The organism is Luteimonas marina (genome assembly GCF_007859325.1).
Lineage (GTDB): Bacteria > Pseudomonadota > Gammaproteobacteria > Xanthomonadales > Xanthomonadaceae > Luteimonas > Luteimonas marina.
Genome location: NZ_VOHK01000004.1, coordinates 156,369 through 170,731 on the forward strand (window position 1 = coordinate 156,369; position 14,363 = coordinate 170,731).

Genomic DNA, 14,363 nt, shown 5'->3' on the forward strand with positions numbered 1-14,363 from the left:
CAACGGATCGACGGTCGGATCGACTGCGCGGCCACGCCCGGCCACGGTCGGCCAGGCGCACGGCCGCCGGGCGTCACGCCTTGACGTGGGCCTTGATGTAGTCGATCGCCTGCTGCACCGAGGTGATCTTCTCGGCTTCCTCGTCGGGGATCTCGCACTCGAACTCTTCTTCGAGCGCCATCACCAGTTCGACGGTGTCGAGCGAGTCCGCGCCGAGGTCGTCGACGAAGGAAGCGCTGGCGCTGACTTCCTCTTCCTTGACGCCCAGTTGTTCGACCACGATCTTCTTGACGCGTTCTTCGATGCTGCTCATTGGCTATAGGCTCCGCGGAGGCTGTTACGGTGGTTAGTGTAAAGGCTCGACCGGGGCGAGGATAGCGCGTTGCCGCAGCGCCACCCCGGTGCTCGGACGCGGACCGGGGAGCCGGTCACGCATTTCCTTAGGAATCGGCAACTTAGGGCGTGTCACGACGATGCCGCGAGCGCCCGGATCGGGGGCCCTCAGGGCATGTACATGCCGCCGTTGACGTGGATGGTTTCGCCGGTGATGTAGCCGGCGCCTGGGCCGGCGAGGAAGGCGACCGCACTGGCGATGTCGGCCGCCTGGCCGAGGCGCCCGAGCGCGATCTGGCCGACCAGCGCGCTCTTCGCATCCTCCGGCAGCGCGGCGGTCATGTCGGTCTCGATGAAGCCGGGCGCGACCACGTTCACGGTCACGCCGCGCGAACCGATCTCCTTGGCCAGCGACTTGCTGAAGGCGATGATGCCGGCCTTGGCCGCGGCGTAGTTGGTCTGGCCGGCGTTGCCGGTGACGCCGATCACCGAGGCGATGTTGATGATGCGGCCCTTGCGCGCCTTCATCATGCCGCGCATAACGGCCTTGCAGGCGCGGTAGACGCTGGTGAGGTTGGTGTCGAGGATCGCCTGCCAGTCCTCCTCGCCCATGCGCATCAGCAGGCCGTCGCGGGTGATGCCGGCGTTGTTGACGAGGATCGAGAGCGGGCCGATCTCTTTGCCGATCGCCTCGACCAGCGCCTCGACCTGGCCGGCCTTCGACACGTCGAGCACGCGGCCGTGGCCGCCGCCGTGCGCCTTGAGCCGTTCGGCGATCGCCTGCGCGCCCGCCTCCGAGGTCGCGGTGCCGATGACGGTCGCGCCCTGCGCCGCCAGCGTATCGGCGATCGCGGCGCCGATGCCGCGGCTGGCGCCGGTGACGAGGGCGATCTCGCCCTTGAGGATGTCGGTCATGTCTGGGGTCCCGTTGTTTCGTTTGCTGCTGATACGTGATTCGTGATTGGTGATTGGAAAAAACGGGTCAACGGCGAACTTGCGTTCTTGTCGAATCACCAATCACGTCCATTCAGCCAGCGCGCCCTCGAACTCGCCGACCTGCCCGATCGCGCGCGCCTCCAGCCCCTTGTCGATGCGCTTGACCAGTCCGGCCAGCACCTTGCCCGGGCCGCATTCGGCGATGCGCGTCACGCCCCTGGCGGCGAGCGCCTGCACGCAGCCGGTCCACTGCACCGGCAGGTACAGCTGGCGCACCAGCGCGTCGCGGATCGCCTGCACGCCCGCGTGCACTTCGGCGTCGACGTTCTGCACCACCGGCAGCTGCGGCTCGCGCCAGGCCAGGCCGGCCATCGTCTCGGACAGGCGGTTGGCGGCCTCGCGCATCAGCGGCGTGTGCGAGGGCACGCTGACGGCGAGCTTCACCGCCTTGCGCACGCCCTTCTCCGACAGCAGCGCGAGCGCGCGGTCGACCGCCGCGGCGTCGCCGCCGATGACGATCTGCCCCGGCGAGTTGTAGTTGGCCGGCACCACCACGTCGCTGTGCGAAGCGGCCTTGCACACGTCCTCGACCAGCGCGTCGTCGGCGCCGAGCACCGCCGCCATCGCACCGGTGCCCGCGGGCGCGGCGTCCTGCATCAGCTGGCCGCGGATGCGCACCAGGTGCGCGCCGTCCTTGAGCGACAGCGCGCCGGCCGCGACCAGCGCCGCGTATTCGCCCAGGCTGTGGCCGGCCAGCAGCGCCGGCTGCGCGCCGCCCTGCTCCTGCCACGCGCGCCACACCGCGACGCCGGCCGCGAGCAGCGCCGGCTGGGTGTATTCGGTGCGGTTGAGCTGTTCCTCGGGGCCGCCCTGCGACAGCGCCCACAGGTCGACGCCCGCGCCTTCCGACGCCTCGTCGAACGTCGCGCGCACGACGGGATGCAGTTCCGACAGTTCCGCAAGCATGCCCACCGATTGCGAGCCCTGCCCGGGAAACACGAACGCGAGTTGCGGATCGGTCACGCCAACATCCGGGGAGAAAAACAGGGCGCGATGATACGGGCAAACGCGGAGCCTCGTCTGTACCGAGGCGTATGCCGCGCGGGTGTGATCGGTGGACACCGGCGGTGCCTGGGGCCGTCGTCGAAGCCCTGGCGCTTCCCTCCGGGCGGCTCGGGGCGCAGATGCCGGCAGCGGCGCGCTTGTCTCCTCCTGCGCCGCCATCCATCCCGGCTGTCATTTCGACCGCAGGGAGAAATCTCCGGACAGCCATCCGGATCGCGACGGCGACGGAAGGGGAAAGGCGGATTTCTCCCTGCGGTCGAAATGACAGCCGGGATTCCTGTCGAAACGGCAGTGGAAGTCGTATCGAAACGGCAGGTGGCGACGCCCCGGCCACGGATGCGCCCGTGGCGCATCCGCCACCGCAGGCTCAGTAGCGCAGCAGCGCCGAGCCCCAGGTGAAGCCGCCGCCGAAGGCTTCCAGCAGCACCAGCTGGCCGCGCTGCACCTTGCCCGAGCGCACCGCCTCGTCCAGCGCCAGCGGCACCGAGCCCGACGAGGTGTTGCCGTGCCTGTCGACGGTCACGACCACGCGCTCCATCGGCATGTCCAGCCGCTTCGCGGTGGCCTCGATGATGCGCAGGTTGGCCTGGTGCGGGATCAGCCAGTCGATGTCGTGGCGGTCGAGGCCGTTGGCTTCGAGCGTTTCCTCGACCACCGAATCGAGCGCCTTGACCGCGTACTTGAACACGTCGCTGCCGGACATCTGGATGGCGACGCCGGCGTTCTTCTCGTTTTCCTTGAACCCGACCGACACGCCCACCGGGTTCCACAGCAGCTCCTTCTTGCCGCCGTCGGCGTGCAGGTGGGTGCTGAGGATGCCGGTCTCGCTGTCGGCCTTGAGCACCACCGCACCGGCGCCGTCGCCGAACAGCACGCAGGTGGTGCGCTCGGTCCAGTCGACCATGCGCGTGAGCGTTTCGGAACCCACGACCAGCACGGTCTTCGCGTCGCCGGACTTGATGAACTTGTCGGCCACCGACAGTGCGAACAGGAAGCCCGAGCAGGCGGCGTTGACGTCGAACGCGCCGCAGCCGCTGATGCCCAGGCGATGCTGCAGCAGGCAGGCGCTGGACGGGAAGATCAGGTCGGGCGTGGTGGTGCCGACGACGATCAGGTCGATCTCGTCGGCAGTGGTGCCCGCGGACTCCAGCGCGCGCACGGCGGCGTGGTAGGCGAGGTCCACCGTGGTCTCGCCCTCGGCGGCGATGTGGCGCTCGCGGATGCCGGTGCGCGAGGCGATCCATTCGTCGCTGGTGTCGACGATCTTCGACAGGTCGTCGTTGGTCAGCACCTTGGAAGGCAGGTAGCTGCCGGTACCGGCAATGCGGGAATAGATGCGCTCGCTGCTCATCGCGTGGACGGCCCTCGTGTCGATGCGGGCGGCCTCCGTGCCGCAAAGACGCCGCCAGCGCGGGCGCCGTCGGCGTACCGATGATCAACGGGCCCGCAGGCGCGGGCCCGCGACGGGTCAGTCTTCGTCGACGACCTTGACCTTGGGCTGGATCACCTGCTTGCCGCGGTAGTAGCCGTCGGCGGTGACGTGGTGGCGCAGGTGGGTCTCGCCCGAGGTCGGGTCGGTGGACAGCTGCTTGGCCGTCAGCGCGTCGTGGGAACGGCGCTGGCCGCGACGGGACGGGGTGACACGGGACTTCTGCACAGCCATGGGATTGCTCCGGGAACGATTCGGTTGTTGCGGTTGCTCAAATACGCCATGACGGCGCGGGACACTTCACTTCAATGCTGCTTCTTCAGCGCCGCCAGCCCCGCGAACGGGTTGGCGCGCACTTCCTCTTCCGCCGATACCGGCCAGTCGCGCTCGACCGTTTCCGAGCCCGGCTTCACCGGCACCACCGGGATGGCGAGGATCAGTTCGTCCTCCACCAGCTCCAGCGGCCGCAGCGCGCCGTCCTCGGCGACCAGCAGCGGCTCGTACCCCTCCGGCAGCCCGGCTTCCTCCGACTCCTCGCGGACCAGCCCCAGCCGCTGCACCAGCCGCACCGGGAACAGGAACCGCTGCAGGGTGCGCTGGCATTGCAGCGGCAGCTCCGCATCGAGCTTCAGTTCCAGGTACGGGACCCGCATGGCGTCGCGATCGAAGCCGAGCGCGAACGCCACGTCGCCCTCGGCGTCGACCAGCGCGTCGCGCAGCCTCGGTAGCGCGGACAACGCGATCCGCCCTTCGAACTCCCGCCGCGAGGCGACCATCCGCCAGGCGTCCAGGGTTTCGGGCATTTCCGCGGACATAAGCCGCTGAATTTTAAGGATCGCGGGCCCGGCTGTCAAACCCCAGATGGATCGCCAAGCCATTGCCGCTGCAGGGAAATTTGATTCCGGGCCGCCGCGCGGGTCAGACTGGCGCCCGGTTCCGGGAGCGCCATTGTGACCCTGCTTGCCCTTTCCCTGCTGCTGGCCGCGGTCGCGTTCGCGCTGTCGTTCTGGTTCCGCCGCCGCGGCGGACGCCGCCATCGCGCCATGGCGCAGCTGCTGGATTCGGCCGACGCCCTCGAGGACCGGCTGCGCGTGGCCCGGTCCGAAATCGAGGCCATCGCCGGCGACGAGGAGAACCCGGTACGCGAGGCGATGCAGGAAATGCTGCGCCAGCGGCTGTGGCTGCAGCAGCACGGCCACGACGCCTCGCTGGAGCAGCTCGACACGGTCCGCGCCTCGATCGACGCCGCGCGCGACAACATCGAAACGCAGCTGCTGCAGATCGAACGCGCCCGCGCAGCGCTGCATTAGATCCCGCCGTAGGTCGGGGCTACGGCCCCGACGCATTCAACATCCAGCGTCGGCCGCGTAGGGCCGACCTACGGATCCAGACACTATGGGGGGCGGATCAATAGGCCTCATGATCCGGCCCGAAACCTGCAGGAGCGGGACGACCATGCCTCGGCTGATCCTCGCCTCCACTTCACGCTACCGGGCCGAGCTGCTGGCACGCCTGCGCCTGCCGTTCGACACCGCGAGGCCGGAGGTGGCGGAAACACCGCTTCCCGGCGAACCACCGGCATCGCTGGCGCTGCGCCTGGCCGCGGCCAAGGCCGCCGCAGTGGCGGCGGAGCATCCCGAGGCGGTGGTGATCGGCTCCGACCAGGTCGCCAGCTGCGACGGCCGCGTGCTGGGCAAGCCCGGCGCGCGCGAGGCCGCGATCGCACAGCTGCAGGCGATGTCGGGGAGCGACGTCGTGTTCCTGACCGCGGTGGCGGTTGCCGGCCCGGGCGCGGCCATCGAACACGCACTGGACACGACGACGGTGCGGTTCCGGCCGCTGGCCGACGACACGATCGCGCGCTACGTCGACGCCGAGACGCCGCTCGACTGCGCCGGCAGCTTCAAGTGCGAAGGGCTCGGCATCGCCCTGTTCGAGGCCATCGACAGCCGCGACCCGACGGCGCTGGTCGGCCTGCCCCTGATCGCCACGGCGCGCCTGCTGCGCGCGCGCGGGTTCGCCCTGCCCTGACGCCCCCACTCGCGCTCAAGTTGCAGGAGCGGCTTCAGCCGCGACCGCCGTCAGGCGACACCGGTGGCCGGTCGCGGCTGAAGCCGCTCCTACGGGCGAACGGTCATTTCGCGGCGCGGATCTCGATGGGGAATTCGCGCCAGTCCTCGACACTGCCGTCGGCGCCGTGCAGGCGCAGCCCCAGCCAGTGCCGGCCGGGCGGCACCATGCCGGCCTCGACCTTCGCGCGGAAGCCGACCCGTGGATGCCGTGGATCGTTGGAAATCTTCCAGAAGTTCGCCAGGCCCGGGAGCGGCTGGCCGTATTCCGCAGTGGCGGCCGGACGGCCATCGACCAGCACCTCGACCTTGTCCAGGCCGACGCCATCCTTGAACGCCCATCCCGACACCTCGAACGCCCCGGCGACGGTCGCCTCCACCGTCGGCTGGTCAACCCATGCCATCGCCGGCGTCGTGCAGTCCTCGTCGTCCTTCGTTTCCGGCAGACCTTGCGGCCACGCCAGCAGCACGAAACGCTGCGCGCCGTGGTCGACGTTGAGCACGCGCGGCGCCGGCAGCGGGCCGAACAGCGCGCACAGGTCATGGTAGCGCTGCAGCAGGTCGCGGTACTGGACGTCGCTGGCGCCGACCACGAGCAGCAGCGGCGATCCGCCGAGCTCGCTGCGTTGCGCGACCTCCAGCCCCCACAGCCGCAGCTGCGGCGCGCGCCCGTGCGCGCGGTTGAGCGGATGGTCGAGCACCGCGATGCCGGTTTCGCCGAGCGCGAAGCCCAGCTCGGCGCCGATCTTGAAGTTGTCCGCGACCAGCCGCGTGCCGGCGGGCATCTGCGCGCGGGCGCTGCGCACGGCGTCGGCCAGCTCGTCCCAGCCGGCGAAGTTCGACGGATACCACTTCAGCGCGGCCGTGCGGGCGCGGACGTCGGGCGTCGACACCGCCACGTAGTAGCCCAGCACGGCCAGCAGCCCGGCCGCGGCCAGCGCCCAGGTCGCGATGCGCAGCGCCCGCGGCCATCCGGCGATCGCGGCCGGCAGCAGCGGCAGCAGCGCGACGTAACCGGGCAGCGGCCAGTGGAAGCTGACGCGCTCGGTGTCGGCGAAGAAGCCGAGCGCGAAGAAGCCCAGGATCACGATCGCGCCCGACCAGGCCAGCAGGCGTACCGCGGGATCGTCCGCGCGGCGGAACCTCCACGCCGCCCAAAGCAGCCCGGCGAACAGCAGCGGCGTCACCAGCGCGGCCTGGATGCCGAGGAAGGTGATGCCGTCCAGGTGCAGGGCCCAGGGATGGCGGTCGACGAGCTGGAAGCGCAGGCCGGCTTCGGCGTTCTCGATGTTCCAGGCCAGCAGCGGGATCCACGCCGCCGCGCCGAACGCGATCGCGACGATGACCCGCGGGTCGCGCAGCAGGGCGCGCCCCTGCGCGATCAGCAGCAGGGCGAGGAAACCGGCGCCGATCGCGGCGATGAATCGGTAGTGGCTCAGCGCGCCGATCGCGAGCCCGAGCGCGAGTTGCACGGCATCGCCGTGGTCGACGCCGCGGAGCATCCTGGTCAGCGCGTCCAGGCACAGCAGGGTGGCGAGCGCCATCAGCACGTCCGGCAGCGCCATCACCCCGAGCGAGCCGAACAGCGGTAGCAGCAGCGCCGCGCAGCCGGCGGTCCACGCCTGCCGAGGATCGAACTCGCGCCGGGCGATGCGCACCACCAGCCACGGCAGCAGCGCCGAGACCGCGAGAAACAACGCGCGCGCTGCCAGCACACCGTCGCCGAACAGTTCGCCCCCGAGGCGAATCGTCCACGCGGTGAGCCCGGGCAGGTCGGAATAGGCCCAGGCCATGTGCTGCCCTTCCTGCCAGTAGAACGCCTCGTCGACGAACAGCGGCAGGCGCGCGGCCACGACCAGCTTGGCCAGCACGATCGCCGACCAGAGCGTGAGGTAGGCCGCGCGCATTCCGTTCCGTTCCCGCATCCGCCGCAACCCCGCTACACTCGAAATCGTCCACCAAGGAGTAGCGCCGTGTCCGCCGCCACCCACGAACCGGTCATGCTAACTGACCGAGATCAAGATGCGCTGAAGGCGGCGCAGGCGCAGGTCAACCGTTTCGTGCTGGGCAAGGCGCACGAGGTGCGGCTCGCCTTCGTCGCGCTGCTATCCGACGGCCACCTGCTGATCGAGGACCTGCCCGGGCTGGGCAAGACCACGCTGGCGCATGCGCTGGCGGCGACGCTCGGACTCGGGTTCCAGCGCGTGCAGTTCACCTCCGACCTGCTGCCCTCGGACATCGTCGGCGTGTCGATCTTCGACGCGCAGGCGCGGCGCTTCGAGTTCCACCCCGGGCCGGTGTTCGCCAACGTGCTGCTCGCCGACGAGATCAACCGCGCGCCGCCGCGCACGCAGAGCGCGCTGCTGGAGGCGATGGCCGAGCACCAGGTCACGGTGGACGGCACCACCCACCGGCTGCCGGAGCCGTTTTTCGTGATCGCCACGCAGAACCCGGTCGACCTGTCGGGTACCTATCCCCTGCCCGATTCGCAGCTCGACCGCTTCCTGCTGCGGCTCACGCTCGGCTATCCGAACGAGGACGCCGAGCGCGCGTTGCTGGCCGGCGACGACCGCCGCGGCATGATCGCGCAGGCGACGCCGGTGCTCGGCGGCGACGACGTGCTGCGACTGCGCGGGGCCGTCGCCGGCGTGCACGCAAGCCAAGCGCTGGTCGGCTACGTGCAGGCGCTGCTGGCGCGCAGCCGGCATGCGGCCGGGGTGCGCGTGGGCCTGTCGCCGCGCGCGGGCATCGCCCTGCTGCGCGCGGCGCGCGCCTACGCGATGCTGCTCGGCCGCAACCATGTCGTGCCGGAGGACGTGCAGGCGCTGTTTGGCGCGGTCGCGGCTCATCGGCTGGTGCCGGAGAGCGAAGCCGGGGATGGGGCCACGCTGGCGAAGTCGATCCTGCATGGCGTGCCGGTGGACTGAGGCTGTTTTTTCGCCCGCATGCCGCCGATCTGTCCAGACCCGAAGGGCGCCGCACACGGATGTGCGGCGTTTTCCGCCACGGCAGGATGCCGTGTCGGAAAATCCGCAGGAATGTTCCAGCGGAAGGCTTGTGACCTTGCGGGGAAGGCCGTTTCTTTTGGTGACTTTTCTTTGGGCCAGCAAAGAAAAGTTACCCGCTCGCTCGTGGCGAGCGGAAGCTCTTGTCCTTCGTTTTGCATTTCAAAGTCAAGAGCTTCCGTCCGCTGTCGCGGCCGGGTTCATTTCTTTTGCTGGCCCAAAAGAAACGAACCAAAGAAAAGGGCCTTCCTCGACACTACAAACCTGCCATCGGCAAGTTCGACGGGATTTTTCGACACGGCATCCATGCCGTGGCGAAAAACGGCGGGCATCCATGCCCGCCGCCCTCCGGGTCTGGACAGGATGTCGGCACTCCGTCGAAAAGCAGAACTGCGAATGCGCAAACCCGCATCGGAGCTGGCATGGCCAGTCTCATAAGTCCGAGGCGGTCGCCACTGCTGCAACGCGCGCATGCGCGCTTCGATGCGTGGGCGCGCAGGCGGACGCCGGCTGCGCTGCCGGTGCGCTTCGACCGTCATCGCATCTACATCCTGCCGACCCGGTTCGGGGCGTTCTTCACCGTCCTGCTGCTGGTGATGGGCGTCGGTGCACTGAACTACAACAACAACCCGGCGCTGCTGTTGTGCCTGCTGCTGGCCGGGGCTGGGATCGCCAGCCTGCTGCAGGCGCAGCTGCAGTTGGGCGGACTGGAAATCCACGCCATCGGCGCCGAGCCGGTGCCCGCGGGCACGGCCCTGCTGATGCGCGTCCATGCGCGCGCGCCGGTCGGGCGCGCGCGGCGTGGCCTGCGTGTCGAATGCGGCGGGCAGGCCGCCGTCCTCTCGCTGGACGATGGCGCCGGCGAGGCCGTGCTGTCGCTGCCCACCGCCACCCGCGGCTGGCTGGATCCGGGCCGGCTGCGGATCTCCACGACGCGCCCGCTCGGCCTCGCCCGCGCCTGGGCCTATGCCTGGAGCGATGCGCCGCTGCTGGTCTACCCCGCGCCCGAGGCCGGCGGCCCGCCGCTGCCGTCGGGCGCCGGCGACTCCCTGCACTCGCGCCTGCAGCCGGCCGGCGACGACGTCCATCACCTGCGCGACTGGCGGCGCGGGGACAGTCGCCGGGCCGTGGCGTGGAAGGCCTCGGCCCGGCGCGACGCCCTGCTCGTGCGCGAGTTCGAACAGCCGCTCGGCGCCGACATCGTGCTCGACTGGCGCGCGCTGGCCGCGCTGCGCCACGAGGACCGCATCCGCCGTCTGGCGCGCTGGGTCGACGAGGCCGAGCGCGAATCGCGCCGCTACCGCCTGCTGCTGCCGGGCCAGCCGCCGCTCGGTCCCGGCAGCGGCGCCGCGCATCGCCACGCCTGCCTGCGCGCGCTGGCCTTGCTGCCGAAGGACATCGCCGATGGCGCGCCGCGCTGAGTCGCCCGCGCTGTCGACGGCCGGGCGCGCCTGGTCGCTCGCGGCGGCGGCGGCCTGCCTGCTGCCGCTGCTGCCGCAGCTGCCGCCGACGATCGCGGTCGGCAGCGTCGCGATCGGCCTGGCGATCGCCGCGCTGTCGTGGCGGCGCCCGCTGCCGGGCTGGCTGCGCATGCTGCTGGCGCTGGCGCTGGTCGGCACGGTGCTGGCGATGTCGCGCTTCGCGCTGGGGCGCGACACCGCCTGCGCGCTGCTCGCGGCGATGCTCGCGATCAAGCCCGGCGAACTGGTCACGCTGCGCGATGCGCGCAGCCTGGTCGGCTTCGCGCTGTTCGCGCCGTTCTCGACCTTCCTGCTCGACCAGGGACCGCTGTCGCTGCTGCTCGGGCTGGCGGGCACGACGCTGGCGCTGGTGGCGCTGCTGCAGCTGTCGGAAGAGGAATCGGGCGATGCCGCATCCGTGCCGCCGTGGCGACGCCTCGCCAGCGTCGGCCGCCTGATCGCGATCGGCCTGCCGCTGGCGCTGGCCGCGTTCTGGTTGTTCCCGCGCATCGGCTCGCCGCTGTGGGGCGTGCCCGAACGCGTCCTCGCCCGCCCCGGCCTGTCCGACGAGATGACGCCGGGCGAATGGATCGAGTTCATGACCGACGATCGCCCGGCCCTGCGGGTGACCTTCTCCGGCGCAGCGCCGCAGGCCTCGCAGATGTACTGGCGCGGCCCGGTGCTGATGGACTACGACGGACGCAGTTGGACCCGTTCGCGCTGGCTGCGCAACATCCCCGCACCCGACATCACGCGCAGCGATGCGGTCTGGGACTACGAGATGGCGGTCGAGCCCACCGACCGCCGCACCCTGGTCGCGCTGGAGCTGCCCGACGCCGCGCCCGCCGGCGCGCGCCTGTCCTGGGACTACGGACTGGAAACGCCCGCGCCGATGAGCGCGGTGAGCCGCTGGCGCATGCGCGCCTCGCCGCCGCGCGCGTTCGAGGCGACGCTGCCGCTGATGCTGCGCCAGAACGCGCTGCGCCTGCCCGACGGCTACAACCCGCGCACCGTCGCGCTGGCGCGGCAATGGCGCCAGGACAACGGCCCGGGCAACGACGACGCCATCGTCGAACGCGCGCTGGCGATGGTCCGCGCCGACTTCGGCTACACGCTCGACACGCCCCTGCCCGGCCGCCACGCCGCCGACGAATTCCTGTTCGACTGGAAGCAGGGTTTCTGCGAACACTTCAGCTCGGCCTTCGTGATCCTGATGCGCGCGGCGGGCATCCCGGCGCGGGTGGTGACCGGCTACGTCGGCGGCTACCGCAACCCGATCGGCGGCTACTGGATCGTGCGCCGGCAGGATGCGCACGCCTGGGCGGAAGTCTGGCTGGAGGACCGCGGCTGGGTGCGCGTCGACCCGACCGCGGCGGTCGCGCCGGAGCGCATCTACGACACCCTCGACGACCGCGCCGGCGGCGGCGGTTTCGGCGCCCTACCGGGCGTGGCGCCGATGCTCGATCTGGGCGACTGGCTGCGGCGCGGCTGGAACGACCTCGTGCTCGGCTTCGACGCCGCGCGCCAGACCGCGATGCTGCGCCCGCTGGGCCTGGAATCGACCGGTTCGCGCGGACTGGTCGGCCTGTTCGCCGCCTGCGCCGGGCTGGCGCTGGCCTGGATGCTGTGGCTGACCGCGCGCAGCGAACGCGACGGCGATCCGGTACTGCGCGCCTGGCACCGGCTGGGCGCCCGCTATGCGCGAATCGGCCTGGCGCGCGAATCGCACGAACCGGCAGCCGAGTGGGCGGCCCGTGTCGCGATCGCCCATCCACGCGGCGCCGACGAACTGATCGCGCTCAGCGCACGTTTCGTGGAATGGCGCTACGCTTCGCGTACGGACGCCGACAACGATCCCCGGCCATTGATCCGCAACCTGCGAAGACACCGCCCCGCATGACCCAATTGCCCGGAGCCGCCACCATGACCTCCCGCCTCCTCGTTCCCGCTGCGGCGCTGTTGCTGGCCGCATGCGCCTCGCACCACCCCAGGCCGCTGCAGGGCACGTTCGCCGAAACGACGCCCCACGCGACCATGGAAACCGACATGACGGGCGCGCAGGTGCGCTGGGGCGGGATCATCGTGCAGGTCGAGCCCAAGGCCAACGCCACCTGCTTCGAAATGATGTCGACGCGGCTGACCGAGACCGGCCGTCCGTACTGGGCGACCGACGACAGCAACGGCCGCTTCATCGCCTGCCGTACCGGCTTCTACGACCCGGCCATCTTCGAACGTGGCCGCGAGGTGACCTTCATCGGTCGCATCGAGGGTTACGAGAACCGTCGCATCGGCGAATACGACTACCGCTTCCCGAAGGTCGCTGCCGACGTGGTCTACCTGTGGTCCAGGCGCGACACGGCCAGGGTCGTCACCCGGCCGGAGCCGTGGCCGTGGTGGGGCTGGTGGTGATCGGGGCGGTGATTCGTGATTGGCGATTCGTGATTGGTAAAAGCAGGTGGCACCGCAGACCTCGCTTTTCCTAATCACGAATCGCCAATCACGAATCACGGCCCTACGCTCAAGTCCCGAAGCGCCCCAACGGCGCACCCGCGAGCAGATGCAGGTGGATCTGGAACACGGTCTGCCCGCCGTCGCCGTTGCAGTTCATGACGATGCGGTAGCCGTCCTCGTCGAAGCCCTGCGCCTTCGCATAGTGCGCCGCCGCGACCGCAAGCCGGCCGATGACCTCGGGGCACTCGACCGGCACGTCGTTCAAGGTCGCGAAGGTTTCCTTCGGCACGAACAGCACGTGCACCGGCGCCTGTGGCGCGATGTCGCGGAACGCGATCACGTGCTCGTCCTCGAACACGATGTCGGCGGGGATCTCGCGGCGGATGATCTTGTGGAAGATGGTGGACATGGGCCGGGGTTCGGAATCGGGGATTCGGGGTTGGACAAAGCCTAGCGGATTGTCATCCCGAGCGGAGCGAGGGATCTTCTTTCCGGAACGAAAGGCAGATCCCTCGCTCCGCTCGGGATGACAGCCTGGCAACGACGCTTCATTCTCCGACTCCCGCCCACCGGCCCCTATGCCATCTCGCTGCGCGACCCGAACGCATGCGACAGCGTGCCGCGGTCGACGTACTCCAGTTCGCCGCCCAGCGGCACGCCGTGCGCGAGGCGGCTCGGCTTCACGCCGTGCTGGCGCGCGAGCTGGGCGAGGTAGTGCGCGGTGGCCTCGCCTTCGACCGTGGGATTGGTGGCGATGATTAGCTCCTGCACCTCGCCTTCCTGCAGTCGTTCTGCCAGGCGATCGAGGCCGATCTCGCGCGGGCCGATGCCGTCCAGCGGGCTCAGGCGCCCCTGCAGCACGAAATACAGGCCGCGGTAGCCGGTGGCCTGCTCGATCGCCAACCGGTCTGCGGGCGATTCGACCGCGCACAGCTGGTGCGCATCGCGCGCGGCGCTGGCGCAGGTGGCGCAGACCTCGGTCTCGCTGAAGTCGCGGCAGCGCGTGCAGTGCCCGACGCGCTCCACCGCCTCGGACAGCGCCGAGGCCAGCCGCCGCCCGCCGTCGCGCTCGCGTTCGAGCACGTGGTAGGCCATCCGCTGCGCGGTCTTCTGGCCCACGCCGGGCAGCACACGGAAGGCTTCGATCAGTTGTTCGAGGAGGGAGGACATCGGTTGGTGATTCGTGATGGGTGATTGGTGATTCGAAAAAGCAAAGGCCGGCGACGAATCCGCTCCTGCCAATCACCCATCACGAATCACCAATCACGGCCCCTCAGAACGGCAGCTTCATCCCCGGCGGCAGCGGCATGCCGGCGGTGGCGCCGGCCATCTTCTCCTTCGAGGCGGCGTCGATCTTGTTCGAGGCGTCGTTGAACGCGGCGGCGACCAGGTCCTCGGCCATCTCCGGATCGGACAGCACGCTCGGGTCGATGCGCACCTTGCGGCACTCCTTGGTGCCCGACAGGGTCACGCTGACCATGCCGCCGCCGGCGCTGCCGGTGACTTCCAGCGCGGCGATTTCCTGCTGCACGCGCTGCATGTTCTCCTGCATCTTCTGCGCCTGCTGCATCAGCTGGGCGATGTTTCCACGCATTGGTTGTTCTCCAGGGCTGGG

General features: G+C 70.2%; 17 protein-coding genes. 6 read left to right on the top strand and 11 right to left on the bottom strand.

The genetic code is table 11. From position 1 onward, the window contains the following. Positions 1-73: 73 nt before the first annotated feature. The 6 genes from acpP to FQY83_RS10045 all read right to left on the bottom strand — a co-directional run bounded on the left by acpP (position 74) and on the right by FQY83_RS10045 (position 4,578). Complete coding sequence (gene acpP, locus FQY83_RS10020; protein WP_146387575.1) at positions 74-313, bottom strand: acyl carrier protein; 240 nt, start codon at positions 311-313, stop codon at positions 74-76. Between the two features lie 188 nt (positions 314-501). Then, on the bottom strand, positions 502-1,248 hold the full coding sequence (gene fabG, locus FQY83_RS10025) for a 3-oxoacyl-ACP reductase FabG (RefSeq protein ID WP_146387577.1): 747 nt from the start codon (positions 1,246-1,248) through the stop codon (positions 502-504). A 102-nt stretch (positions 1,249-1,350) separates the two neighbouring features. Beyond that, on the bottom strand, positions 1,351-2,292 hold the full coding sequence (gene fabD / locus FQY83_RS10030) for an ACP S-malonyltransferase (protein WP_146387579.1): 942 nt from the start codon (positions 2,290-2,292) through the stop codon (positions 1,351-1,353). Between the two features lie 409 nt (positions 2,293-2,701). Further along, positions 2,702-3,685 carry a beta-ketoacyl-ACP synthase III gene (locus FQY83_RS10035; RefSeq protein WP_146387581.1) on the bottom strand — a complete coding sequence of 328 codons (984 nt, stop codon included), beginning with the start codon at positions 3,683-3,685 and terminating at the stop codon, positions 2,702-2,704. Positions 3,686-3,802: 117 nt separating this feature from the next. Beyond that, the gene (gene rpmF / locus FQY83_RS10040; protein ID WP_146387583.1) at positions 3,803-3,997 is read right to left on the bottom strand and encodes a 50S ribosomal protein L32; all 195 of its coding nucleotides are present in this window, start codon (positions 3,995-3,997) and stop codon (positions 3,803-3,805) included. A gap of 71 nt (positions 3,998-4,068) precedes the next feature. Further along, on the bottom strand, positions 4,069-4,578 hold the full coding sequence (locus tag FQY83_RS10045; protein WP_146387586.1) for a YceD family protein: 510 nt from the start codon (positions 4,576-4,578) through the stop codon (positions 4,069-4,071). A 135-nt stretch (positions 4,579-4,713) separates the two neighbouring features. On the opposite strand from FQY83_RS10045, the gene FQY83_RS10050 reads away from it, so the two are divergent. Both FQY83_RS10050 and FQY83_RS10055 read left to right on the top strand, forming a co-directional pair. After that, positions 4,714-5,073: a death domain-containing protein gene (locus FQY83_RS10050; RefSeq protein WP_146387588.1), complete on the top strand. Its 360-nt coding sequence runs from the start codon at positions 4,714-4,716 to the stop codon at positions 5,071-5,073. 145 nt (positions 5,074-5,218) lie between these two features. Continuing rightward, positions 5,219-5,794 carry a Maf family protein gene (locus FQY83_RS10055; RefSeq protein ID WP_146387590.1) on the top strand — a complete coding sequence of 192 codons (576 nt, stop codon included), beginning with the start codon at positions 5,219-5,221 and terminating at the stop codon, positions 5,792-5,794. A 103-nt stretch (positions 5,795-5,897) separates the two neighbouring features. Here FQY83_RS10055 and FQY83_RS10060 read toward each other — a convergent pair whose 3' ends face one another. Further along, positions 5,898-7,757, bottom strand: a complete 1,860-nt coding sequence (locus tag FQY83_RS10060) for an ArnT family glycosyltransferase (protein WP_146387592.1) — start codon at positions 7,755-7,757, stop codon at positions 5,898-5,900. A 48-nt stretch (positions 7,758-7,805) separates the two neighbouring features. Here FQY83_RS10060 and FQY83_RS10065 point away from each other — a divergent pair, with 48 nt between their 5' ends. Further along, positions 7,806-8,759 (top strand): AAA family ATPase, encoded by a 954-nt coding sequence (locus FQY83_RS10065; RefSeq protein ID WP_425478631.1) that lies wholly within the window; start codon positions 7,806-7,808, stop codon positions 8,757-8,759. Between the two features lie 278 nt (positions 8,760-9,037). On the opposite strand, the gene FQY83_RS17900 is transcribed toward FQY83_RS10065, so the two are convergent. Beyond that, entirely contained in the window at positions 9,038-9,169 is a 132-nt protein-coding gene (locus tag FQY83_RS17900; protein ID WP_272952455.1) for a hypothetical protein, read from the bottom strand. Between the two features lie 90 nt (positions 9,170-9,259). On the opposite strand from FQY83_RS17900, the gene FQY83_RS10070 reads away from it, so the two are divergent. Genes FQY83_RS10070 through FQY83_RS10080 form a run of 3 tightly spaced genes read left to right on the top strand, consistent with a single transcriptional unit; the run spans position 9,260 to position 12,706 of the window. Further along, on the top strand, positions 9,260-10,258 hold the full coding sequence (locus FQY83_RS10070) for a DUF58 domain-containing protein (protein WP_146387595.1): 999 nt from the start codon (positions 9,260-9,262) through the stop codon (positions 10,256-10,258). Next, positions 10,242-12,197 carry a transglutaminase TgpA family protein gene (locus FQY83_RS10075; RefSeq protein ID WP_146387597.1) on the top strand — a complete coding sequence of 652 codons (1,956 nt, stop codon included), beginning with the start codon at positions 10,242-10,244 and terminating at the stop codon, positions 12,195-12,197. The genes FQY83_RS10070 and FQY83_RS10075 overlap by 17 nt, the downstream gene beginning before the upstream one ends. A gap of 23 nt (positions 12,198-12,220) precedes the next feature. Continuing rightward, positions 12,221-12,706 (top strand): Slp family lipoprotein, encoded by a 486-nt coding sequence (locus FQY83_RS10080; protein ID WP_146387599.1) that lies wholly within the window; start codon positions 12,221-12,223, stop codon positions 12,704-12,706. A 109-nt stretch (positions 12,707-12,815) separates the two neighbouring features. Here the strand turns inward: FQY83_RS10080 and FQY83_RS10085 are convergent, their stop codons facing one another. The 3 genes from FQY83_RS10085 to FQY83_RS10095 form a co-directional block, all read right to left on the bottom strand. Next, on the bottom strand, positions 12,816-13,157 hold the full coding sequence (locus FQY83_RS10085) for a histidine triad nucleotide-binding protein (protein ID WP_146387601.1): 342 nt from the start codon (positions 13,155-13,157) through the stop codon (positions 12,816-12,818). Positions 13,158-13,324: 167 nt separating this feature from the next. Then, positions 13,325-13,918: a recombination mediator RecR gene (recR, locus tag FQY83_RS10090; protein WP_146387603.1), complete on the bottom strand. Its 594-nt coding sequence runs from the start codon at positions 13,916-13,918 to the stop codon at positions 13,325-13,327. Positions 13,919-14,021: 103 nt separating this feature from the next. After that, positions 14,022-14,342, bottom strand: a complete 321-nt coding sequence (locus FQY83_RS10095) for a YbaB/EbfC family nucleoid-associated protein (protein WP_146387605.1) — start codon at positions 14,340-14,342, stop codon at positions 14,022-14,024. Positions 14,343-14,363 lie beyond the last annotated feature (21 nt).

Coding starts and splice junctions, on each gene's coding strand:
- acpP (WP_146387575.1), bottom strand. CDS start 313: ATGAGCAGCATCGAAGAACGCGTCAAGAAGATCGTGGTCGAACAACTG.
- fabG (WP_146387577.1), bottom strand. CDS start 1,248: ATGACCGACATCCTCAAGGGCGAGATCGCCCTCGTCACCGGCGCCAGC.
- FQY83_RS10035 (WP_146387581.1), bottom strand. CDS start 3,685: ATGAGCAGCGAGCGCATCTATTCCCGCATTGCCGGTACCGGCAGCTAC.
- rpmF (WP_146387583.1), bottom strand. CDS start 3,997: ATGGCTGTGCAGAAGTCCCGTGTCACCCCGTCCCGTCGCGGCCAGCGC.
- FQY83_RS10045 (WP_146387586.1), bottom strand. CDS start 4,578: ATGTCCGCGGAAATGCCCGAAACCCTGGACGCCTGGCGGATGGTCGCC.
- FQY83_RS10055 (WP_146387590.1), top strand. CDS start 5,219: ATGCCTCGGCTGATCCTCGCCTCCACTTCACGCTACCGGGCCGAGCTG.
- FQY83_RS10060 (WP_146387592.1), bottom strand. CDS start 7,757: ATGCGGGAACGGAACGGAATGCGCGCGGCCTACCTCACGCTCTGGTCG.
- FQY83_RS17900 (WP_272952455.1), bottom strand. CDS start 9,169: ATGCCCGCCGTTTTTCGCCACGGCATGGATGCCGTGTCGAAAAATCCC.
- FQY83_RS10070 (WP_146387595.1), top strand. CDS start 9,260: ATGGCCAGTCTCATAAGTCCGAGGCGGTCGCCACTGCTGCAACGCGCG.
- FQY83_RS10075 (WP_146387597.1), top strand. CDS start 10,242: ATGGCGCGCCGCGCTGAGTCGCCCGCGCTGTCGACGGCCGGGCGCGCC.
- FQY83_RS10080 (WP_146387599.1), top strand. CDS start 12,221: ATGACCTCCCGCCTCCTCGTTCCCGCTGCGGCGCTGTTGCTGGCCGCA.
- FQY83_RS10085 (WP_146387601.1), bottom strand. CDS start 13,157: ATGTCCACCATCTTCCACAAGATCATCCGCCGCGAGATCCCCGCCGAC.
- recR (WP_146387603.1), bottom strand. CDS start 13,918: ATGTCCTCCCTCCTCGAACAACTGATCGAAGCCTTCCGTGTGCTGCCC.
- FQY83_RS10095 (WP_146387605.1), bottom strand. CDS start 14,342: ATGCGTGGAAACATCGCCCAGCTGATGCAGCAGGCGCAGAAGATGCAG.